Genomic DNA, 24,150 nt, shown 5'->3' with positions numbered 1-24,150 from the left:
AAATATAGCAATTGAAAACAACATCCATAACAGAGAAAAGGTGGACAGATCTTATATGATATATTTAATCACCATCTGCGCACATCCAATTCAATATATAGACTGTGGACATATGCACAGTGATGGCGGCTTTTTTCATCAGCGGCGCAGGTTGGACTATTATGTGTTCATTTATGTAACCGAAGGGACTCTTTATATGGGAACGGAAGGACATGAGTACGTGACCGGTCCACAGCAGTTTCTCATTCTTTATGCCGGGCTTGAGCATTACGGATACAGGATTACAAAAGAAAAACTCTCATATTTCTGGGTGCATTTTCATCTCCGGGAGGATTGTCCATTTACATGCTGTGATAAGCATGCCCTAAGCGGTTTTCTGAACAGCCGTCTGGCCTCCAGTCCTTTAAACGGGCTGGACTGCTTTATCCTGCCGGAGGCCGGAACCATTTCTGATTCCGGTATCCTATTACAGCTATTTTCGCAGATGCTGAACCTCTCTAAAATAGAACCGGTATACTCCAGCTATCTGATACATTACTCATTAAACCTGCTGCTCATGGAGCTGACTCATGAATTCTTAAATCACTATCTGTCTGCTCCCGGTGTACCTGCCCATATCAATTACATCAAAGAGTGGATCCGGATTAATTACCGAAAGCCCGTCACCGTTAAATATCTGGCTTCTCTCTTTCATTATAATCCGGATTACCTGTCCTACACATTCAAGAAGTATACGGGGAAAAATCTGATTAAATTTGTTCACAGAACAAGAATTGATGCCGCCAAGGGACTGCTGTCCTCCGGGGAACTCTCAATTAAAGAAACCGCATTTGCCTGCGGCTATACAGACGAAAAGTATTTTATCCGGGTCTTTCGGCAAATGGAAGGGATGACACCCGGCGAATATCGAAAAACCTTTTACAAATGCAAAGTGCTGGCCAAAAAGCCAGTATTTAAAACAAACTGAATACATTTGAAAATTTACTGTTTCTGTCCGCTCATTTTCATCAGCCCCTTATACAGGACAATGAAAAAGACCAAAGCATCCACTGCCAGCACTGCTGTGATATGCTTCATGACACCGAATACGAACAGAACTGTAAACATCTGTGCGGAACAGGCCACAAAGCACAGAAAGTTGGTGAGGTAATCGGTCACCAGATCCGCCTGCCCCATATTCCCCAGCCATCTCCATATAAAGGGACGCAATAGCAGGCGGATGATAACACAGGCGGCCGGATAAGCGAAAATCACTAAACGGCCTGTCTCATTCGCCGCCTGTCCGCCGCTCCACTGGATCGGAATCCGTTCCGGCAGAAAGTAAAACGATACCGCAGCGATGAGCAGGCAAAGAGCTGTAAGCGCTATCCATACAGCCACACCGCCCCATACTTTCACAAAGGTCAGCGCATCCAGAGAAAACAGCTCCCTGTTTTCCCTGACGTATCCGCCCATATCGCCGATATAGTGGTCTATGTCCAATTTCTCATAGGAATCCACATTATCCTCAAGCATCCGGCTGCATACGTTTTTCGATCTTGTGAGCTTCACTATCTCCTGATCCAGCTGCTCATTCTGCTTTCTTAACAGGGCATTCAGCTGTATCTTCCCATTCACGCAGTCTCGAATGCTCTCCACCGGCAGATTCAGGCTCCTCAAAAAGGCAATTCTTTTGATTTCCAGAACGTTTTCCTCTGTATAGTCCCGGTAACCGTTTTTATCGTTGCGTTCCGGCTGGATCAGCCCCTCTTTTTCATAAAACCTGATGTTGGAGCGCGACAGCCCCGTTTTCTCTTCCACTTCTTTAATTGTCATATCCATCGCCTCACTTATCTTTGATGCCTGCCACAGGCCGGCCGTTCCTCTGCCGCCATTTGCTGTATGTCACAAGTATAAAGTATAAATAAGGTTTACAGTCAACAGATTGTGTCCAAAAACTTTTCAAATTTTTTCTCACTGAAGATTTCGTTGGTCACAAAAGTCCCGTCATAAAAAAAGCTGTAGGTCGTAAAGGGCGAAGGAGCATTTTTTGCTTCTTCCAGAGTTTCTATCTTGTGGATTGAAAGTGCCATTCCCCTTTCTTCGGCAATATCCTGGATCACAGGCACATACTTAGCCGTATGAGGACATTGGTTAGTGTAATAAAGAACCATGCCTTTTTCTTCGATCCTCCCTTTTTTCGCGCAGTCAGAGAATTTCGGCGCCGGCGCGCTCTCATCAAAAGGAAGGTACAGCAGTTCATAATGGGGAGCAGCCGTATCCGCGGTCTTAAACCCCTTGTATTTTAGATAGCCCGGATCGGAAAGGAAGGGCATTTTTTTAGGGGATGATATTACGGTCACTCCCAAAAGCCCCGCGTTCTTTGCATCCTCCATGCATTGCTCCAAAAGCCGGTTGGCAAAGCCTTTTCCCTTAAACTGTCCGGATACCCAAAAGCAGTTGATGTGCATATATCCGTCTGCCGATATCGGATACCAGGCCTTCGATGCCGGTATATATTCTATAAAAACTTTTCCCCGCACATCCAGCTTTTTAAAAACCAGCCCGTCCTCAAACCGTTTGATCATCCATTCCTTCTTGGATGATACGCAGCATTCCCCTTTTTTATCCGATATCGCACAACATATATGCTCCGTTGTAATATTGTCTCTGTTAACCGCGATAATCTCCATATTCCGAATTCTCCTGTACTTTCATGATTTCAGGCTGATAACCGCCTGATGAATGATTCATACAGTCATCTTATCACAGACATATGACACATGCATGTCATATTTATAATTCTTCTCTGGTAAAATATGCAAATATTTCTGTTCAGAGGTACCCAAATTTGAAAAGGGCCGCCCGGCGCTGCATGCGCCGAACGGCCTCTCTTCCGGCTTATGCCGGTTAATTTTTTAGCTGCTTACATCCTAGTGATAGTAACCCGCATCATAAGCGGCTTTCTTCTCATCCAGAATTTCCTGATATCCTGCATCCAGGTATTCCTGGGACAGCTCATCATAAAGCGCATCAAATTCCTCAGGTGTGCTTCTCACAAGTTTTACATAGGATTCCTGCCACAGTGTAGCAAGCTCTGTGGAGTACTCGCTCAAGGATGCGATCGGAACGGTGAAGCAGGTATCCGGTGTAGCCCACTCGTCATATTTGTCGTTATAATCCAGAATTTCCTGAATCAGATATTCATAACCCTTAGGTCCGTTGGCATTAACGATGGATTTCGCCCACTCTTCCTGAGTCGCGTATGATTTATTGGAAGCAACCAGGCAGTAATAATCCTGATTATCGTTGTTGGACATTCTCTCTTCTCCTGTGTAGCCCAGAGAAACTTTGATGCCGTCCTTCACTTCGTAATGCATTCCTTCAAAACCGCTCTGCAGTGTTGCGAGCACTTCCGGATCGTTCATCCATTCAATGTACATCCATACTGCGATTCTCTGCTCATCGGTAGCGTCCTCATTGATGCCGTAGATCATGCCGAAAGGCCAGTACTTACGTCCCTGAGGATGCTCTCCTTCCGGCGCCTTAGCCGCAGGATCCAGGATTGCCAGTTCCGCTTCGGGGAAACTTGCCATCAGGTTTTCAATATCTGTCAGTGTATTCTGGTTGATATAGCAGGACCATGTGCCGGCCTTTCCGGATAAGAAATCAGCCTTACACTGTGATCCGTCCGTATCCAGATAGAATTCCGGTGTGATCAGACCTTCGTTGTACTGTTCGTTCATATTCTTTAAGAATGCCTTGGTGGGTTCCCAGGACAGAGAAGCCACTGCCAGATCGGAATTTAATGCTCTGCCTTCCGCATCGTTCGGCCATCCTCTGAAGGAATAGTCAAAGTTGAAGGATTTCATTAACAGATAATCGGAAGCATAGCCCAAACCGGCATCTTTCCATTTTCTTAACATATCGTTGTACTCGGTCAGATTCTGAGGCATATCTACACCTACTTTATCCATCCAGTCTTTACGGATAATCGTTCCATAGTTGCTGGATAACAGTTCGGTACGGCTGCCCATGATCACCATCAGCTCATCATTGATCACACCGTATTCCTGAATGGTATCGCCCATCTTCTCCCAGTAATTAGGTGCGTAATATGCGATTTCCTCCGCATTCAAAGGCTGATAAGCATCTTCTGAGTAATACTGCAGGATGTTCGGATAATCATAGTGGAAAATGATGGTCGGCGCACTGCCTGCTGAAAGCAGCTGTGTGAAATCCGTCACTTCGGTAGAACGTCCGATGGATATCCACTCGATCTCTACATTATATTTATCACCGAAGTTTTCCTGGATCCATTTGGTCCAGTAATTGTCACAGGGATCCCAGCCTTCCCAGCCTCTTTCATAAATAGGAATCTGGATCGTTACTTTTTCCGGGAAACCGGCTGAGTAATCGGTAAATTCTCCTGCCGCCTGGGAAGGAGCCGCCGTACTTTCCGCATTGCCGGCAGCCGTCGTAGTTTCCTTGGGCGCTTCTGTGGTGCTGCCCGCAGGTTCTTTTCCTGAACTGCAGCCTGACAGGGAAGCGATAGTCATTGCAGCTGCCAGTCCAAGAGCTGCCAGTCTTTTGAAGTTCTTCTTCATCTTATTTCCTCCTCTTATAAGATAATATTATAGAGTCCGCAATTGCGGCTACTATCGGTTATAGATCGCATGAGATGCTGTCATCCCTTTACAGCTCCGATCATGGTGCCCTGTACGAAATATTTCTGCAGGAACGGATAAACTACGATGATCGGCAGCGTTGCGAATACAATACATGCAGCTTTAAGTATCTCCGGATCTGTATAACGGGTCATGCCGGTATCATTGATGGAACCCTGGAAGGATTCCGTAGCGGAGATAATCAGGTAATAGAGCTTCAGCTGCAGGGGGCGCAGAGCTTTATTCTGCTTGATATAGAACATTGCATCGCTGTATGTATTCCATCTTCCTACCGCATAAAACAGAGACAGTGTTGCGATGATGGGCTTTGACAGCGGCAGCACCAGCCTGCGCAGAATTGTATAATGGCTCGCACCGTCGATCAGGGCCGATTCCACCAGACTGTCCGGAATCGATGATTCCAGTGAGTTCTTCATGATAACAAGATTATAAGCGCTGAATGCCAGCGGAAGTACCAATGAAGTCATTTTTTCCAGCATTCCCAGCGAGTTCATCAGAAGGTAATCAGGGATCATTCCTCCGGCAAAATACATCGTAAATATGAAGATGAAATTGATCACCTTTCTGCCTTTTAAATTCTTTCTGGACAGCGGATATGCTGCGCAGATGGTCAAAAACATGCCCAGCACCGTAAACAGTACTGTCATAATCACAGTCACATACAAAGACTGCATAATGCTGGCATCCGCAAACACCTTCAGATAGGCATCAAAAGTAAGGCCCTTTGGTATCAGGAATACCTGCTTGGTCACTACAAACCGCTCTTCACTGATCGATTTGGATACTACATGGATAAACGGCAGCAGACAGGTCAGGGAGACCAAGGTGATAAACACATAGATCACAATATCGATCGCCTTGTTTTTCACTCTGGATGCGGTCCATGCATGCTTCTGCGTTGTTTTTACTCTGTTCTCGCTCATGGCACCCTCCTTAAATTAATCCGTCTTCGCCGAGACGCTTGGCGATAAAATCCGAAAACAGTACCAGCATCAGGCCGATCAGCGACTGGAACAGTCCCAGCGCTGTGGACTGGCTGAACTTCATGTCCTTAATACCCCAGTTATATACGAGGATGGGGATCGTGGTCGTGTACTCCGTCGTTGCCACATTCATCAGAGAATTCACTCGTTCGAAGGAACCACCCATGATCTTGCCGAGATTCATGATCAAAAGGATCACAATCGTGCTGCGGATACAGGGAATTGTAACATGCAGCATCTGTTTCCACCTTCCGGCTCCGTCCACCCTGGCCGCCTCATACAGTTCCGGATTGACCGAGGTGATGGCCGCCAGATAAATGATGGTTCCCCATCCCATGCTCTGCCATGCGCCTATGATGATATAGGAAATCAGCCAGTTTTGGTCGTCCTGCAGGAAGTTCACAGAACCGATCCCCAGATTCTCCAGCATTGTGTTCACCACACCGTTTGCCTGTGAAAACAGCTGATATGCCAGGGCGCCGATGATGATCCAGGACAGAAAGTGCGGTAAATACAGCACGGTCTGTGATACCTTTTTAAACCATTTGCAGCGGATTTCATTTAAGAGCAGCGCCAGAATGATCGGCATCGGGAAGCTCACCACCAGGTCCAGCACATTTAAGAGCAGCGTATTGCGCAGCGCTTCTTTAAACTGTCTGTGGCTGAATACCTTTTTAAAGACTTCCATCCCCACCCAGGTGCCGCCGCCGAAGCCGTCCTTTATTTTGTAATCTTTAAAGGCAATGACCAGGCCGTACATGGGCACGTATTTAAACAGGATACAAAATGCCAGAGGCAGAAGCAGCAGGGAATACAGCTGCCAGTCCTTTTTCAGATAAAACAGCGGACCTTTTTTCTTCTTTATACCGAAGTTCATCTGCGCCAAATTTGTTTTGGCCGTTTTCATTTCATTTATTCCCCCTTTTATGAGTAAAATTGCCATACAGTGTTATCTGCTGTGCATATCTGGAGTATAGTCCGGGAGTGATTTTCTGTAAATGATCATTTTTGATACATATGATCATTTTTAACACTCGGATTTGTCCTTGTTTTATCAGCTTTTCAGCAATTCCAGACAGTCTGGCATCCCATATATTACCGTTTTTTACCGCGCTTTTTTTCATATTTGCTTACTTTTCAGTATCAATTTTAATAAGATTTATCAAAATTGATATGTCATTTTTCCCATAGAAGCCAATTTGCACCGCCGTTTTACATTCAAATTGCACAATATGTGAATCAAATCCCACTTGCGGCATTCTCCACCTGCGGGCCGCTTTCGCGGCATAAAAAATAGAAAGCCATAGGACATCAAATCCTACAGCTTTCCGATACAGTCCGCCCGATTTTTTGTTGTCATTATCCGGTTATATTTCTCATCTCTCCGGGCGTTATGCCCTCATACTTTTTGAAGAACCGATTGATGCTCTGCACATTATGATATCCGACTTTCTCAGCAATTGCCGAGATGCTAAGGCCGGTCGTTGTAAGCAGCTTTTTGGCTTCTTCGATCCGCAGTTTATTTACAAAATCCACAATGCTTCCGCCGGTGTTTTCCCGTACCAGCTTTCGCATATAAGAATAGCTGATTCCCAGCTCCGATGCTGCCGCCTCATAATCAATATCCTCCCGATAATGCTCCTCAAGAAAATGAAGTATTTTATCATGAGTCTGATCTGCCGGCTGCTCCTGATGCAGATGATCGATCGCCTCACGGACGGATTCCACGAACTGCAGCATATATTTTTCAATCTCATCAATCGTATCCTGGGAGGCGATGCTTGTATAAGCCACACGTCCGTTTCCCATTACGCGGCTGGTATTCACGCCCTGCTCCATCAGACATTTAATCATTGCGCCGATCAGCTGCTGATAAATTAATATGACATTATCATAGGAAATATCCTCCACCATGAGTATCTGTTCCTTGACACGGATCAGTTCCCGGCAGACCAGATCCGTATTGCCCAGCACGATGAGGTTGATGATGCGCTTTTCACTGCTGTATGGGTAATGATAGCGCTTGCTCTCGTTCATGCCTGCATTCCAGAATATGGTCTGATTCTTTCCCGCCACAATGCGGTGCCGGACTGCCGCCTCCGCTTCCTGGGCGCAGAAAACCAGGTCGGCCAGATTGGTCCGCACGCCGCTGATTCCCATAGTCATTGTATACGGAAAAAATTCTTCTGCCTTTAATTTGACTTCCTTTATTTTTTCCTCCAGCAGACGCGGTACCTTAAACTGGTCATATACCTTCATATTCAGCACCAGCGTACAGATGGAAGAACGGTAACGGATGCTGCGGCTCACATAGCCTTCCATGGAGAATGTCTCATCAAACAGATTTTCCAGCCTTAAAAACTGGTAATTTCGCTCATCCGTGCCGGTGGATTTCAGGAATTCATTTTTGCCATCCACGCTGGCAAAGATCACCATGTAATGATGATAGGGGAATATCTTTTCTAACTCAGCAAGGTACTCTTCCTTTTCTATCGTTCCGGATAAGGCTTCCCGAAGCCTCAAATGAATGTAATCCGACATTCGCTTTTCCAGCAGGCCGTGCATCTCCTCTTCCTGGGTCTTCATATTCTGAAACACATTTTCCAGATAAAACCATTCATTTTTCATTCCTTTTACGGAAGGGTCGTTGGCACTGATATTTCTCATCAGGCTTCTGACCGGCTTAAAGAACTGGTAGCTAAGATACAGCGCCAGAACCGTGCCGAAAACGATCACTGCGGCGATCAAAATCAGCGCACGGAAGGTCAGGCCGCTGGCCTTTCCCATCATTGCATTTAGATCATACCGGTAGACATAGGTCCAGTTGTTAAAATTGGATTTATAATAAGCACACAGATATTCCGTACCATCGATCGCCATATCAAAATAGCCCGAAGCCGCAAGACTGCTCCTGATTCGTTCCGTGACCGCATCATCCGTTGCATCCTGATTGAACGCACCTCTGTCCTGGTGACAGATTATCCTGTTATCGCTGTCCAGAATATAGCCAATCCCATTCTCTGTATCCGACTGGATCATCCTTGACAGACGGTTCACCGATATATTGCATACCATGCTCCCCTTCGTCGCATTTGTCAGCGAGTTTACCACATATACATAGGAAAGCACCGGAACAGTAACCTCACTGGTCAGATTGCGTCTCGCCTCAGCCACAGTGGAAGTGCTCATATTTCTGGATATCCAGTATTTTTTCTGCGACGGGCTTTCCTCCTTAAGGCTCTGCAGCCATTCCAGGCTTAAATAATTATCCGTGGAACAGATGCCCTTATCAGAAGAAATCACATAATCGCTGTCCTCTCCCACATAGAAATTAGAGTATACGAGCGAATCGTTCACATAAAGGTTTTTCAGTGTATTATACGCATCATAGGCGATGAATATATTATCCGTATCCATATTCAGCGACTCATAATCCGGTACCTTGCGCAGTTCCAAAAAGCTGTTATTCTGCGAAAAACGGATGCAGCCGTTTACGATATTCACCATCATCAGCTCGATCGCATTGGCAGAAGAGATCAGTTTTTCGAGTGTGGATTGTGCCACCTCATCCTTCGCATAGTCTCCCAGTGTATTCGTAGCATAAAATACCACCAGCGATACCGGCATAATCAGTACCAAAAGCAGCATCAGGTACAGTTGGACAAATACAGACAGTCTTTTCATATGTTTTCCCCTGTTAGTCTGATTTCCTGCCGCTGATTTCAAACGGCATATCTGCTTAATATAATAGCAGATTGCAGGAAACAAAACAAGAGCAGGCTCTCATATGCCACAGAGCCTGCTCTTCATTTGTCCTTCAATAGGAATTTTAAATATCCAGTTTCATATCTCCGTCCTTGATCAGTCCTGCTCTTCTCATGCCTTCGGATATTGCCAGCGCCAGAGCCGCCGGTGCGAGAAACTGCATAATAAGAATCTCCGCCAGTACAACGGCCGGCGCGGTTCCGGCGCCCACCATGGTCTGGTAGGTCATAATTTGTCCCACCAGTCCGCAGGTTCCCATGCCGGATCCGGTAGCATTGCTGGTCATCTGCAGGATGCAGGTGGAAATAGGGCCCAAAATGGCGCTCGTTACGATAGCGGGCAGCCATATCACCGGCTTACGGATGATATTCGGCATCTGCAGCATGGAGGTTCCGATTCCCTGTGCCACCAGTCCGCCGACTTTATTCTCCCGATAGCTGGCCACAGCGAATCCAACCATATTCGCACAGCATCCGATAGTGGCGGCTCCGGCGGCAATTCCGCTAAGCCCCAGTGACACCCCGATGGCGGCCGAACTGATCGGCAAAGTCAGAGCGATTCCCATCAGCACAGATACGATGATACCGGCCAGAAACGGCTGCTGTACAGCGCCCCAATTGATCAGCTCTCCTACCTTGGTCATAAATGCCGCGATGGGCACACCGATGGAAAGGCCCACCAGAGAACCGACAGCGATGGTCGTAACCGGTGTGACCAGTATATCCACCTTGGTCTTTCCGGATACAATGTTGCCGGCTTCAATGGCAAGATACGCCGCAACAAAAGCGCCAAGTGGTTCTCCCACACCGGCCAGCACAAATGCACCGTCCACCAGCAGCGTGCCTGACATGATCTGTTTGGCAAACGCTCCCACCATACCGGCCACGCCGGCCGAAACCGTCACCAGGGGAGACTGTTTAAACTTCGCGGCAACGCCGATACCGATACCGGCTCCAGTCAGTTTCTTCGCTACGGTGGCCACTACCACTATGTAATTGCCGAGATCCCCTCCCAGCAGATTTCCCACCTGTTCCAGAATAGTTCCTACCAGCAGTGTCGCAAACAAACCCAGAGCCATTCCGGAGAGCCCTTCAATGAATATTCGGTTTCCTAATTTTTTCAGTTTTTCCATACCCTGTTCCTTCCTTTTCATGCCAACAGCCGCCGTCTGAACTGTTACGTTTGACGGCATGTGCACGGTTTCGTGCACTTTCTTTCGTTGTCTTTGTTGTCAGTCACAGCAGCGCTTTACAGCCCCGCTTTACATGTGTCTTGTCACCCTGTCGCATAGAATAACACAGATTCAGCAGCGAATCAAGTACTTTTTTTCGTCCAATGCTTTTTCTATCGCATCCAGCACCTCTTCCCGGTCCGCTTCCACCGTATGGAAATGAATTCCGTTCGTCAGTTCTTTCAGCGGTACAGTTTGCTGGCTTTTAATTTTCTTCACGAAATCGGCCGCATCCTTCCTGCTGAAAATGAAAAGGTCCGTCGTGATGCTCCCATAAATCGGGTGCATCACACAGACATCCAGCACTCTGCCACCCAGGTCCACGATCGCGGTCAGTTCATCTTCGATCTGCTCCGTCGTGTGGCTGACCTGAAAGCAGCGGACTTTTTTCTTCTCTTTCTGCTGATACAGCAGATATCCTCTGGCTGTGGACAGGATATTCTTATTGACTGCCCGCAGCAGTGCGATATCCTGGACAATCACCTGTCTGCTGACTGAAAGTTTTTTGGCCAGCTCCCCGCCGGAAATGGGGTCCTCTGCAGTTTCCAGCATCTCCAGTATTTTTTCTCTGCGCTCTTTTCCTTCCATTTTTCTTCTCCATTCACTGCAAAACGCAAGCCCCGCACGGGAACTGTCTGAACGGCTGCCACTATTTAAGCTTCGTTCCAGGGAAGGGCGGAATGTTCCAGCTTTTTATCCCTAAGCATCAAATTCGATACGGCATCCGCCGCGGATTTTCCTTCGAACAGAACCCGGTTCACCTGTTCAATGATCGGCATATCCACATGATATTTATTTGCAAGAGCCAGCGCGGCTTTGGCGCTGTACACGCCTTCCACCACCATCTGCACCTCTTCCATGGCTTCATCCATCGACTTGCCCTGTCCGATCAGTATGCCGGCACGCCGGTTCCGGCTGTGCATGCTGGCACAGGTTACAATCAGATCCCCGATTCCGGAAAGGCCGTATAAGGTTTCTGCCTTGGCTCCCATCGCAAGTCCCAGCCTGGTGATCTCAGTCAGCCCCCTGGTTATAAGAGCCGCCTTTGTGTTATCACCGTATCCCAGGCCGTCTGCGATGCCGGCGGCCAGCGCGATCACATTCTTTAAGGCGCCGCCCAGTTCGATCCCCAATATATCCGGGCTGATATATACTCTGAAAACATTGCACATGAACAGATCCTGAATATACTCTGCTGTTTCCTTGCTGTGTGCTCCGACCACACAGGTGGTGGGCAGCCCTCTGCTCACCTCTTCCGCATGGCTGGGGCCGGAGAGCACGGCCACATCAGCCTGTGAAATCTCCTCTTCAATGATCTCCGACAGCGTATACAGAGTTTTCTCTTCAATTCCCTTTGATACATTGACGATCTTCTGCCCGCTGTGCACATAGGGAGACATGCGTGAAGCGGTTTCCCTGGTATAAACGGAAGGGACCGCCAGCACCAGCAGATCGGCACCGTCCACCGCCTCTTTCATATCCCCGGTGATCCGAATTTCCTCCGCCAGTTTTATGCCCGGCATGCTTTTCTGCTCACGTGTCTTTTGCAGCATATCCACTTCCGCGGGGATTGCGGACCACATAGTGATGCTGTGTCCATTTTTATAAAGCAGTACCGCCAGGCCCACACCCCAGCTTCCTGCGCCTATAATGCTTATATCTGCCATAATCTATGCCTCCTGTGCCACCGCCAAGGCGGATGGCCCGCGCTCTTTATTGCGCTTGTTTGTCTAAGACTTTTTAGCTCCCAGTTTGTTTTCGGTACCCTTCACAAGCCTTACAATATTTTTCCTGTGCTGAAAAAAGGCCAGCGCCGCAAACAGAAACATCAGCACATAGGTCTCAGCCAGGTATGTAGAAGCCACTGCAATCCATCCCAGCTGCGTAAAAACCACCCAGCCGATAAAGAGTGCGCTGACGCCCAGAAGCGATCCCAGAGAAACAAATCTGGTGACCGCTACGGTCAGAAGGAAAACGGAAAGGGCGAAAACCAGAAGCTTCCAGTCGCCTAATGCGATGACAAATCCGCCGGTAGCCGCAATCCCCTTTCCGCCTTTAAACTTCAGATAAAAAGGATAATTATGGCCCAACACAACGCCCAGGCCGGCATAAATCACCAGCAGGGGCACCATATCCGGCTGGCTTTTTCCAAACAGGACTCTCACCAGCAGGCAGGCGAGCACCGATTTCGCCACATCGCCAAGCAGCACAACGGCTCCCGCCTTCTTTCCCATCACCCGCAGAGCATTCGTGCTGCCGGAATTTCCGCTCCCGAACTTTCTGATATCTGTTCCGTGCAGCCTTCCATAGATATATCCGGTCTGCACCAGGCCAAAAGCATAACCGATGACCAGGCAAATAATTCGTTCCATCCTACTGATCCTTCTCCTTTCTTTCCCGCGTAATGAACTTCAGCGAAGTCCCTCTGAATCCGAAGGCTTCTCTGATCTTATTCTCTATATATCTGGTATAGGAGAAATGCATCAGTTCTTTGTCATTGACAAAGATCACAAAAGTGGGCGGCTTTACCGCAACCTGCGTGATATAAAACAGTTTGAGCCTCTTTCCCTTATCTGAGGGTGGCTGCTGCAGCGCAACCGCTTCTGTCAGGATCTCGTTGAGCACTCCGGTAGGAACCCGCAGGTTCTGGTTTGCAATCACGACATCAATATAATCAAACAGCTTGGGCAGCCGCTGGCCGCTCTCTGCGGAAACAAACAGGATTTCCGCATAAGGAATAAAGGAGAGAATCTCCCTGATCTTATTCGTATATTTGTTCACCGTCTTATTGTCCTTCACCACAGCGTCCCATTTGTTCACCGCAATGATGATACCTTTACCCCGTTCATGTGCGATTCCTGCGATCTTGGCGTCCTGTTCCGTGACTCCTTCCACCGCATCGATCACAACAACCACCACATCCGCCCGCTCCACAGCGGTTACGGTACGGATGATGCTGTAGCGCTCCAGCTCTTCTTTTATCTTGCTCTTGCGGCGCAGCCCGGCCGTATCAATAAATATATATTCCTTTTTATTTCTGGTGACCACCGTATCCACAGCATCTCTCGTGGTGCCTGCCACATCGGATACGATCACACGGTTTTCGCCGATCAGTTTATTGATGATGGAGGATTTGCCCACATTGGGCTTGCCTACAATCGCGATTCTCGGCCGGTCATCCTCTTCCTCCGTTAACAGTTCTTTCCTGAAGTGCTTTGCCACTTCATCCAGCATATCGCCGATTCCCAGCCTCGACGCCGCAGAAACAGGAATCGGATCCCCAATTCCCAGATTATAAAATTCATAGACATCCGCCATGAACTTCTGGAAGCTGTCCACCTTATTCACCACTAAGATGACCGGTTTTCCGGATCTGCGCAGCATGTCCGCCACCTTGGAATCCGCGTCCACCAGCCCCTGCCGCACATCCACCAGAAAGATGATCACATCTGCCGTCTGTATGGCAATCTCCGCCTGCTCTCTCATCTGCGACAGGATGACATCACTGCTGTCCGGTTCGATACCACCGGTATCCACCAGCGTGAAATTCTTATCCAGCCAGGTACAGTCCGCATAAATTCTGTCCCTGGTCACACCCGGGGTATCCTTAACGATGGATATCATATCACCCGCGATCACATTAAACAATGTGGACTTACCCACATTCGGCCTGCCCACAATTGCTACGATTGGTTTGCTCATTTTAATCTCCATTTCAATCTTTTAACGGCTCATTCCAGCCGCCCGGCTCATCTGATTTCATAGCACTGCCAGGAAGTCTCTTCCCCATCCTTTTCTTCCCCAACAACCGCGTTAAAAAAATCTTGTCCGCTTGATTTTACAATATTCACCGGCACTTGTAAAGCCCTTTGTGCGTCCTCAAGCGTCAGATCATCCAGAAAGACGTTCTCACCGCTGCGAAACATATTCACTGGAAGCAAAAGTTCCTGCCCCAGCGGCTGGCCCGCAAGCTGTCCAATCAGATCCTGGCCCGTGATCAGCCCGGACACCGTAATTTTCTCGCCAAAGAAATAATTGGTGACAGGGTACATATGCACCCGGATATTGGGGAATTTTTCGCAGATTAAATCTGTCAGTTCTCTAAGGAACGGATAAGGCAGCTTTCCTGTGGCAATTGAGATTTCCCTCTGCCTTAAATCCCCCTTCGCATTCTTATATGCCTCGGTCACCTCTTCTATGAGCAGGCGCAGCATCCCCACACCGTTTTCCAGCTGGATATAGCCGTCATACCGCTCCTCTTCCGGAAGCGTCCGCCCGGCCAGCACATAGAATTCATCGCTGGCGTGCACGAAATGGAAGCCATACTTCTCATAGAAAATTTTCTGCCAGCGCTCGATCTGGTCAATCGCCCGTTCAGCGTCTTCTTTTTCGATGGGACGCAGCGGATAGAGCCCATCACGATATTTCGTCAGCCCTACCGGTACGACGGACATGCTCTGCATGACAGGGCAGAAGCGTCCCAGATCCCTGATGGTCCGATCCAGCTCCTCCCCGTCATTAAGGCCTGCGCACAGCACCACCTGGCCGTTCATCTCGATGCCCGCCCGGTAAAGCTTCTCCATCTTTTTCAGTGCCTCTCCGGCAAAACGGTTATGCAGCATCTCGCAGCGCAATTCGGGATTCGTAGTCTGCACTGAAACGTTGATCGGGCCCAGATGGTATTTTATAATCCGCTCTATGTCGTGATCGCTCATATTGGTCAGCGTCACGTAATTTCCCTGCAGGAAAGAGAGCCGGGAATCGTCATCCTTAAAATACAGTGTATCCCGCATGCCCGGAGGCATCTGGTCAATAAAACAGAATACACACTTATTTCTGCAGGACCGGTACTCGTCCATGAGGCCGTTTTCAAACTGAATGCCCAGATCTTCATCCGGATCTTTATCGATCTCCAAAAGCCACTCTTCTTTGTCCTTCTTTTCCACCAGGAGTTCTATATAGCTGTCCTGTGTCAGGAACTGATAATCGAAGATATCCTCAATTTCGGAATCATTGACCGCAAGCACCGCGTCTCCCGCTTCCAGTTCCAGCTCCTCTGCGATGGATCCCGGGGTCACGGATTGAATGATATGTTTTTTTTCTTTCATTAACAAAGCTCCGCTTCTATTAGATTTCCAATATAGTGTATCATAGAGGCCGGCCATTTTCAACCGGCCCCGGCCTAACGTTTATAGATTGATTTATATCTTCAGGAATGTTATGATAACCGCAGATGAAAAAAGCAGTCTGTAAGAGAGGAGCGCATGTATTACTATGAAAATATTGAACTACGGATCTCTGAATATCGACCATGTGTATCATGTCCCCCATTTTGTCCGCCCCGGAGAAACGCTGTCATCCCTTGATATGCAGCTTTTTGCAGGGGGCAAGGGGCTGAATCAGTCCATCGCGCTGGCGAGGGCCGGAGCCGATGTCTGGCACGCAGGAGCAATCGGTAAAGACGGCGGGATGCTGTCCGGCATTTTAAAGGACAGCAATGTGAACACCGGCTGCCTGAAGATACGGGATGTTCCTACCGGACATGCCATCATACAAATCGATGAAAACGGGCAGAACTGTATCCTTTTGTATGGCGGAGCCAATCAGACCATGAACCGTTTAGAAATCGAGGAAGTTTTGAGCCATTTTGAGGAGGGTGATATCCTGCTGCTTCAAAATGAGATCAACGAGCTGGGAACGATCATGGAACTCGCTTTCAGACGCGGATTAAAAATATATCTGAACCCTTCGCCGATGAATGAGATCATTCACGAGCTGCCGCTGTCCTATGTGGACTGTTTTCTGCTCAATGAGGTGGAAGCCGCGGATATCTGCGGTGTCGGCGAGGACGAGGCCCTGGCTGTGCTGCATGACAGATTTCCAAAGGCGGAACTCGTGCTCACGCTGGGAAGCAAAGGCGCTGTCTGCATGACCGGAGAGAGGGTCTTTCACCAGGATAGCTTTCCGGTGGAAGCCGTGGATACCACTGCTGCCGGCGATACCTTCACAGGCTTTTATATCAGTGCCGTCGCAAGCGGAAAGGATACTGCCCTCGCGCTGCGGGAGGCTGCGGCCGCCGCGGCGATCGCCGTATCCAGAGCAGGCGCCGCGCCGTCCATACCGGTATATGACGAGATGGCCGCGTTTTTGAAACAAATGCAGGGATGAACGTATTTTCCCATTGAACAAGAAGAGGGTATTTCAATCATCTGTTCCGCCTGTCGATTCACAGGGGCAGATGCTTGAAATACCCTCTATCATTATGCGGCTGTGCTATGACAGCTCATAAACCGTGTATTCCCTGTCAAAATGGTACCCCAGCTTTTCAGCCAGCGCCGCCGACCACTTATTCTGCGCATCCCAGCTGGGATACAGACCCCTCTTTATACATTCCAGTATCAGGCGCGCGCCGCACGCCGTTGCAATCCCTCTGCGTCGGTAATCCTCCCGGGTATCAATTTCTATCTCGATGCCGCCGTCATAGACCGTATAGGAAGAGGCGCCTCCCACCACCGTGCCTTTATAAAGTGCCGCAATGCCGATTCCTCTCGCCGCATAATCTTCATAATCGCGAAATTGTGAACACAGATCCCTTGACCAGCCCTGTGCCATCACCTGCTCATAAACAGGGCGGTCTATGTTTTGCAGCACAATACCGGAGGGAGCCGCATCTGCCCAGCGTTCCAGCTCATCCGGCTTAAAGACATCCGGTTCTTTTTTTATGGCATATCGCACTCTCTTCGCCGCACGGAACGGATACACCTCTTCAATCAGCCTTTCCCAGCACGCGTTCTGCGGTACCAGGATCCGAAAACAGGGATCCTGTGCGGCGCCCGGATACTGTACCAGCTCCCGGCATGCTTCTCCGGCAAAGTAGCAAAAGTCACCGACGATCAGTAAAGCCGCTTTGTTTTCATATGCATCGCAGGTATACGCTTCTCCCATATGTCCTTCAAGGCAGGAATAGATCAGCGTCTCCTGCCACCCGTCAAACAGCGCTTTTATCCGTGTTTTATCTCCAACCGCACAAACGCTCATATATGTCCTTCCCCAAACCGGCCCTCAGCCGCCATTTTAAACCCCTTAAGTCTCATCATTGAGATCCTCAATCTCCCGGAGCGCTTCCTTGAGCTCTTCCCGGGCCTTTTCAATCTTGGCGTTAACCCTGGTATTTAATACCTCTTCAAATTTACGGATCTCGTACTCCACCGCCTGACGGATATCCCCGACGCTCTCCTCGTAGATGCGTTCACAGCGGAGCAGAAGCAGCTTGTTTGCCTCCTGTTCCCTGGGATGGATCTTTAAATAGGAAAGTTCCTGCATTCTCTCCTCGATCTCCTCATCGGTCATCTCATTGTTCTCGCCCTTTATAATCTGTTTTTCAGTCACCCCAGTGGATAATACCGTTACCTCCACTTCCAGAATGGAATTGATATCGTAGGTATAGGTCACATCCACGGCTTCCTCGCCCGCTTTGTTTTTCGGCACATTGATCGTGAGTTCTCCCAGCAGCAGATTGTTGGCAGCAAAGCGGCTTTCTCCCTGCAGCACATTGATCGTGATCTTTGTCTGGTCGTCATGCACCGTATAGAACCGCTCGGTGCGGCTGGCCGGAATCACAGTATTGCGTTCAATAATGGGGCAGAAATGTCCGCCTTCGTAGTGGTCGCCGTAACGCGACCTCACCACAACCTCCGTTCCCAGAGTGAAGGAGCATACATCCGTCAGTATGACCTCCTTTATGGCCTCCCTGCGCTCCTTCATGGCGGCCTGAACCGCCGCTCCCAGAGCCACCGCTTCATCCGGGTTCACGCTGATATCCGGAAATTTGCGGAAAAGCTTGCTGATAAAGGTACGGATTAAGGGCAGCTTGGTTGCACCTCCCACTAACACCACCACATCGATGTCCGACAGCTTTATATTGGCGTCTGAGAGACTGCGCTTTACGGGTTTGCGGATGCGCTCCAGCAGCGGCTCGCATTGTTTCTCAAAGTCGTTCATATCCACTTTGTATTCCAGGGTCTCTCCGCCGATCACACAGCGCATGGTGGAATATCTGCTGTCCGAAAATCCCATCTTGCACTTATCCGCCTGTTTATGGATATAGGACAGTGTTTTTAAATCCAGCTCATTTATATCCAGCTTTTTCTCATCCAGGAACATCTTCTCCAGCACTTCTGTAAAATCTTCACCGCCCAGGAAATTGTCTCCGGCGACGGCCCTGACCTCCAGAATATTCTGAAACAGCTCCAGAATAGATACATCGAAGGTTCCTCCGCCCAGATCGAACACCAGAAATTTTGTGTTCTTCGTCTTATCATAGAGACCGTATGCGATGGCCGCAGCCGTTGGCTCGCTGATGATACGCTCCACTTTCAGACCGGCAAGTTCGCCCGCCCGTTTTGTGGCTTTCCTGCGGGTATCATTAAAATAGGCAGGCACGCTGATTACAGCCTCCGTCACCGCTTCTCCCAGATAGCTCTCCGCATCTTCCTTCAGAGAACGCAGCACAAAGGACGACAGCTCCTCGGCAGTGAATTCCTTATCGCCGAGTTTATATTTTCTGCTGCTGCCCATGCTCCGTTTGAATACGGCGGCTGCGGTATCCGGATACAGGGCCATGCGTTCCTTCGCCGTCTCCCCCACATAGATCTGCCCCTCCTCGTCCACACTGACGATGGACGGGGTCAGATGTTCTCCCAGCCTGTTCGGAATGATCCGGGGCCCTTCTTCGGTAAAATATGCTGCCAAACTGTTTGTCGTTCCTAAGTCAATACCGATTATCATTTAATCTCTCATCTCTTTCAATTTTTTTCTATAGTCTCTCACTCTGGCCCTGCATTCGATATAATTCGGATCCTCCTTTAAAGAGCGTTCATAATATTCCAGGGCCTTCCGATAATCTCCCCGGGCCGCACACAACAGCCCCTGTCCCTGAAAATACTCATGGCACTGACAGTCCGTGCAGTGCCTGCACTTCTCGTCCGGATCCATGCTGTTAAAGCATTCCTCCGCTTTTTCAAGATCCCCGCCGTAGTAGTAAATGCATCCCAGATTATACAGCCGGGCCGGACGGTGCAGCAGGGATTTCAGATAGCCTTCCACGGACCCGTACGCCTCTTTTATGGATTCGAGCGCCAGATCATAGTATCTTTTCACCTCGGCCTTTTTCTTCATCTGACCGTAGATGTTCATCAAAAAGATGCAGTCGTCTCTGTACCCCGAATTTTTTGCTTTCTCACTTTCGAGCGCCAGCTTAAAGCATTTCAGCGCTTTCTTTAAACCCTGCTTCTGAAACAGATATATTTCCCCCATCACCCGGTGAATCGGAGCATAGCCTGCGTCTTTTTTCAGCGCCTGCTTAAAGCAGGCAAAGGCCTTCTTATAATCTCCCATCTCCTCATAGGTCTCACCGATTTCATCCAGAAAGTACAGCTCATTGGCATCCTTGAGATTTCTGCCCTTTTCCAGCCACTTAATGCCTTCTTCATAACGTCCCATCATGCGGTATACGCTGGCTAAATCCTTGTAATTGGCGGTTTTCTCCGGAAACAGCTCAATGTTTTTCCGATAGGCTTCCGCCGCTTTTTCATATTCACTCATGCGCTCATAGCAATCCGCCAGGTTGCCGTAGGGAAGCATGGTCTCCCCTTCTTTCATGACCTCTGCCGCCTTTTTGAACAGCTCCACCGCCTTGTCATACTGTCCGGTATATTTATAGACGCATCCGGCGTTATTGTATGCAAAGGTATTCTCCGGTTCCAGTTCCCATGCCTTCTGAAAATCAGCCAGGGCGTTCTCCCACTGGCCCACCGTCATATAAAGCAGACCTCTTTCAATATAGTAATACGCCTCCGGAACCAATTCGATCTGCCGGTCCGCATAGGGGAGCGCCTTTTCAAAGTACTGGATATCCTCGGTATCGTCCAGCATATCGTCATAAATATCCACGATATCGCTGTTCACTCTGGGATGCTCCGGATTCAGCTCCAGACATTTCTGATAGTAGGAAAGGGCCTTTTCCTGCTCTCCCAGCTTTTCATAGCAGTCTCCGATATCCTCCATCAGGCCGTCATTGTCGGTGATATCCTTTTTACAGGTCAGATACAGCTTCAGCGCTTCTTTATATCTGGACAGACGGTATAAAATATCCGCTTTGGTCCACAAAAAGCTCACATAGGAAGGGTCCAGCCGGATCGCTTCTTCAATCGTATACAGCGCCTTCTCATAGTTTTTCAGCGCCATCAGACAGAGCGACTCTTCGTAAACCGCCTTGGCCACTTCCGCCGGTTCCAGCTTATCGTTTTTAAATTCCTCCGACACCTTTTTACAGATCTCATAGGCTTTTCCCATATCCTCGCGGCTCTCCGCCCGGCGGCGCATCGCCTTTGCGCCAATCAGCGACAGTTCACTGCTGGATACCGAATTGTCCTCAGCCCGTTTTAGTATGCTCATCACATCATCGTACTGCCGGTAATTTAAAAATACATCCGCCGCCAGCTCATACATCTTAGGATACTGCGCATAGATATCCAGCGCGCGGTAAAAATCGTCGATCACCTCCTGGGCCGACCGCAGATTATAATATGCCTCCTGCCGGAATGCGTATGCCGGAAAATATCGTACATCCTTTTCCACCATCCGGTCACACACATCCACACAGTCCCTGTATTCACCCATTTCCAGCAGCAGTCCGGCCTTTTGCTGCAGATAATCCATATCGTCTTCCTGGAGGTCAAGGGAATGATTGATCGCATCCAAAGCCTTCGCATAAAAGGAGGAATCTTCCTTGCCCATGTTCGTATAGGTGCTGCAAAGGATGCTGTAGGCAGTTCCCAGCCGCACCGGTATCTGCGAAATCTCCTCCTGTGTCTCCGGATGCTCGGCGTTGATCGCATCGATCCAATGGTGCAGATGGTCGGCTGCATCCGTATACGCCTGATTATAATAGCAGAGCCTGCCGCTTAGACTGTGAAATTCCGCTACATTCTCCTCGTCCGGTGTCATGGGCTGCATCAGCTTCATACCCCGGTCATACAAGTGATTTTGCAGGTAACACCAGCCCAGCTTCAGAGCCAGTTCCATATCTTTGGGATGCTCACGGCAGTCTTTCTCATACTGCTCGATCAGGCGCTCATTGACCGCCTCCAGTCCCTGCAGCACCTCCTGGCTGTTTGGCGCATCCCCCACTATATCGATGTAGAACTTCTTGGCTTCCTCATAATTACACTGCTCCATATGATACTGTGCCGAACGCAGCCTGGCGGTAAAATGCGCCGGCTCCTTTTCCAGTATGGATGCATATAACCCGAACGCCTCTTCCTTCTCATTAAAATCCCACAGAGCCTCGGCGGCCATAAACAGTATCCAGGTATCCTCCGGATATCTCTCCACCAGAGGGCGCGCGGTCTCAACAGCCTCGCCATACCGCCCCTTCTGCCGGTAATAGCGGACTCTCTCAATATCCATATATGGGTGGTAGATATCAAAACCCGCCAGATCCCTCATCTCACGCTCAAAATTTTCGTTTTCTTCTTTATCCAGTTTCAGGCGGATATCATGATACATCTTGATAAAACCGTCATAATCCGCATCGTCCTCTCCCTCAAACAGGGTATAGTCAAACCAGCCCTCACTGCTGCACTGATTCGCCATAAAATCCACAAAATCTCTGGGATATTTCTCATAGAGCTCTTCTTTTTCCGCACAGAGGGAGAGCCTGTCGTCGAGCAGCTTCCAGACCTCTGTCGTAAGGCGGAAATTATCCATCAGAAATCCCAGCAGGGTATCTCTGGCCTCCAGGCCGGTATCCAGGTCCTGGCAGATATCATCATCTAACAATTCCTTCCAGCATTCAGCGTTTATCCTTTTTGAATATGTAAAATAGACTTCACGTACTTTTTCCAGCCACTGTGTATAGACCGTCACTTCTTCCTGCTGCGCCAGCGGCTCCTCTTTCTTAGCATACGCACAGGCTTCCTCATAGGCTGTGCGAAGCTGTTTAAAGCCCTCCGGATCATCCTCCGGATTCACGGAAATCAGTTTGTTCCGATATGCCTGCTTGATCAGATTCTCATCTTTGGTGGCTTCTATCCCCAGAATGCGCCAAATCTGTTTTTCTTCCATACGCTGCCTCCGTATTTCCATTGTTTTTCTGTCGCACGTCATCACATGGAATAATCATACGTTTTTTGGGTGGACCTGTCAAGTATATGCCGTATTGCAATTCCGGCAATTTGTGTATATAATAAATACATCGGCCCGCCGTCTTCGGGTAACTGTTTCTAAAATGGTTCTATTTATTTCAAATCATGTTTTTCATTTTATTCCCTGCTATATCCTTTTATTTTTATATCTGAACAGATATTCTTTGCGGATTTCGAAACCGCTCTGAAAGACTCCCATCATGCTCTGACGAAAGCGCAGCGTTTATCTGCCCAACAATCCGTTAAAATGGAATCCGTAAAAATTTTCAAATCAAATTGCAGCGGACCGAAAAAATGTATATAATGGAGGAGAAGATGTATAGCAAAATTCATGGCAAATGATGAGCCTGACGCAGTAGATGCGCCGTTTTACCAATTTAATCTCAGCGACAACATTTTATTTTTATCCGTAATGAAAGTAGAAAAAGCCTTCCGGCACGTATTGAGTATCATTATGGATAAGGATATTGTGGAGCTGAAAACCTATAATGTCGAGTCGGTGGTGCTCAATAAAGAGGGAAAACGCGCCATCCGTCTGGATACATGGGCCACTGACAGCGACGGAATCCAGTACAATGTGGAAATGCAGAACGATAACAATGACGATCTTCCCAAACGGTCCAGATTTAATCAGAGTTTACTGGATACCCCTGTGCTGAAAGCCGGCCAGCGCACGAAATACAGGAATCTTCCGGAAACGTATATCATTTTCATCACGCAGCGCGATCTGTTCGGCATGGACAGGGCCTGCTACCGTTTTTGCCAGATCTGTGAGGATATGCACGAACTTCACTTAAAGGACGGCACCCACCGATACTTTCTCAATATGGAAAGCCTTAACGGAGATCCGGCACTGGTCAGTCTGCTGCAATATATGAAAGATACCACATTGGAAAATCCAAACATATGCATACAAGATCCACGCATCCGGGAGTTGGACGAAATCGTGGATGAAGTTCTGCAAAGCGACGAATGGGAGGTGTTAACAATGGGATTTTTTGAAACCTGTGAACAGCTGGGGGTGGAAAAGGGCATGAAAGAGGGAATTCAATGGGGGCTTGAAAGAGGCCGCTTAATTTCCTTAATCGAACTTATACTAAGCAAATACCAAAAAGCCTATCCGGAGGAAGTAATCGCAGAGCATACGGAAATGACGCCGGATTTTGTCCGTTCCGTTATTTTGTTACATACTGAGCACCCCGCGCTCGATGCAGCTGCGCTCAGTGAACTTATCCATAAATCCGATTCTTAAAACAGTAAGGCTGTGGCAGTTATACTATGTGCTGCCGCAGCCTTAC

General features: G+C 48.6%; 18 protein-coding genes. 3 read left to right on the top strand and 15 right to left on the bottom strand.

Features of this window, described 5'->3' with window-relative positions:
* The first annotated feature begins 55 nt into the window (after positions 1–55).
* Positions 56–967 (top strand): helix-turn-helix domain-containing protein, encoded by a 912-nt coding sequence (locus tag DWZ56_RS04375; RefSeq protein ID WP_118555161.1) that lies wholly within the window; start codon positions 56–58, stop codon positions 965–967.
* Positions 968–981: 14 nt separating this feature from the next.
* Here the strand turns inward: DWZ56_RS04375 and DWZ56_RS04370 are convergent, their stop codons facing one another.
* The 12 genes from DWZ56_RS04370 to DWZ56_RS04310 form a co-directional block, all read right to left on the bottom strand.
* Positions 982–1,815 (bottom strand): MerR family transcriptional regulator, encoded by an 834-nt coding sequence (locus tag DWZ56_RS04370; protein ID WP_158584443.1) that lies wholly within the window; start codon positions 1,813–1,815, stop codon positions 982–984.
* A 101-nt stretch (positions 1,816–1,916) separates the two neighbouring features.
* Positions 1,917–2,672: an N-acetyltransferase gene (locus tag DWZ56_RS04365; protein WP_118555159.1), complete on the bottom strand. Its 756-nt coding sequence runs from the start codon at positions 2,670–2,672 to the stop codon at positions 1,917–1,919.
* Between the two features lie 240 nt (positions 2,673–2,912).
* Positions 2,913–4,586, bottom strand: coding sequence for an extracellular solute-binding protein (locus DWZ56_RS04360; protein ID WP_118555158.1), 1,674 nt, complete (start codon positions 4,584–4,586; stop codon positions 2,913–2,915).
* A gap of 80 nt (positions 4,587–4,666) precedes the next feature.
* Positions 4,667–5,590 (bottom strand): carbohydrate ABC transporter permease, encoded by a 924-nt coding sequence (locus DWZ56_RS04355; protein ID WP_118555157.1) that lies wholly within the window; start codon positions 5,588–5,590, stop codon positions 4,667–4,669.
* Positions 5,591–5,600: 10 nt separating this feature from the next.
* Positions 5,601–6,557: an ABC transporter permease gene (locus tag DWZ56_RS04350; protein ID WP_118555156.1), complete on the bottom strand. Its 957-nt coding sequence runs from the start codon at positions 6,555–6,557 to the stop codon at positions 5,601–5,603.
* Between the two features lie 452 nt (positions 6,558–7,009).
* The gene (locus DWZ56_RS04340; protein WP_147369381.1) at positions 7,010–9,334 is read right to left on the bottom strand and encodes an AraC family transcriptional regulator; all 2,325 of its coding nucleotides are present in this window, start codon (positions 9,332–9,334) and stop codon (positions 7,010–7,012) included.
* Positions 9,335–9,479: 145 nt separating this feature from the next.
* Positions 9,480–10,547: a PTS transporter subunit IIC gene (locus tag DWZ56_RS04335; RefSeq protein WP_118555232.1), complete on the bottom strand. Its 1,068-nt coding sequence runs from the start codon at positions 10,545–10,547 to the stop codon at positions 9,480–9,482.
* A 171-nt stretch (positions 10,548–10,718) separates the two neighbouring features.
* Positions 10,719–11,234: a transcription repressor NadR gene (locus tag DWZ56_RS04330; protein ID WP_118555153.1), complete on the bottom strand. Its 516-nt coding sequence runs from the start codon at positions 11,232–11,234 to the stop codon at positions 10,719–10,721.
* A 65-nt stretch (positions 11,235–11,299) separates the two neighbouring features.
* Positions 11,300–12,313 (bottom strand): NAD(P)H-dependent glycerol-3-phosphate dehydrogenase, encoded by a 1,014-nt coding sequence (locus DWZ56_RS04325; RefSeq protein WP_118555152.1) that lies wholly within the window; start codon positions 12,311–12,313, stop codon positions 11,300–11,302.
* A gap of 63 nt (positions 12,314–12,376) precedes the next feature.
* Complete coding sequence (plsY, locus tag DWZ56_RS04320; protein WP_118555151.1) at positions 12,377–13,018, bottom strand: glycerol-3-phosphate 1-O-acyltransferase PlsY; 642 nt, start codon at positions 13,016–13,018, stop codon at positions 12,377–12,379.
* Position 13,019: 1 nt separating this feature from the next.
* Positions 13,020–14,348, bottom strand: a complete 1,329-nt coding sequence (der, locus tag DWZ56_RS04315; protein WP_118555150.1) for a ribosome biogenesis GTPase Der — start codon at positions 14,346–14,348, stop codon at positions 13,020–13,022.
* A gap of 47 nt (positions 14,349–14,395) precedes the next feature.
* Positions 14,396–15,754, bottom strand: a complete 1,359-nt coding sequence (locus tag DWZ56_RS04310; protein WP_176928482.1) for a DUF512 domain-containing protein — start codon at positions 15,752–15,754, stop codon at positions 14,396–14,398.
* A 166-nt stretch (positions 15,755–15,920) separates the two neighbouring features.
* Between DWZ56_RS04310 and DWZ56_RS04305 the strand changes: the two genes are divergently transcribed.
* A complete protein-coding gene (locus DWZ56_RS04305; protein WP_118555148.1) occupies positions 15,921–16,814 on the top strand; it encodes a ribokinase in 894 nt (297 codons plus the stop codon).
* 105 nt (positions 16,815–16,919) lie between these two features.
* Here DWZ56_RS04305 and DWZ56_RS04300 read toward each other — a convergent pair whose 3' ends face one another.
* The 3 genes from DWZ56_RS04300 to DWZ56_RS04290 are packed head-to-tail and all read right to left on the bottom strand — an operon-like array spanning position 16,920 to position 22,772.
* Complete coding sequence (locus tag DWZ56_RS04300; protein WP_118555147.1) at positions 16,920–17,684, bottom strand: GNAT family N-acetyltransferase; 765 nt, start codon at positions 17,682–17,684, stop codon at positions 16,920–16,922.
* 45 nt (positions 17,685–17,729) lie between these two features.
* Positions 17,730–19,433 carry a molecular chaperone HscC gene (locus DWZ56_RS04295; protein ID WP_118555146.1) on the bottom strand — a complete coding sequence of 568 codons (1,704 nt, stop codon included), beginning with the start codon at positions 19,431–19,433 and terminating at the stop codon, positions 17,730–17,732.
* The gene (locus DWZ56_RS04290; RefSeq protein ID WP_158584442.1) at positions 19,434–22,772 is read right to left on the bottom strand and encodes a J domain-containing protein; all 3,339 of its coding nucleotides are present in this window, start codon (positions 22,770–22,772) and stop codon (positions 19,434–19,436) included. It abuts the gene before it with no gap.
* Positions 22,773–23,183: 411 nt separating this feature from the next.
* Between DWZ56_RS04290 and DWZ56_RS04285 the strand changes: the two genes are divergently transcribed.
* Positions 23,184–24,104 (top strand): Rpn family recombination-promoting nuclease/putative transposase, encoded by a 921-nt coding sequence (locus DWZ56_RS04285; RefSeq protein WP_118555144.1) that lies wholly within the window; start codon positions 23,184–23,186, stop codon positions 24,102–24,104.
* The last annotated feature ends 46 nt before the right edge of the window (positions 24,105–24,150 follow it).

This window comes from Lachnotalea sp. AF33-28, from assembly GCF_003477885.1.
GTDB lineage: Bacteria > Bacillota > Clostridia > Lachnospirales > Lachnospiraceae > AF33-28.
Note: the sequence above shows the minus strand (reverse complement) of the source record. Positions and strands in the feature narration are given on the sequence as shown.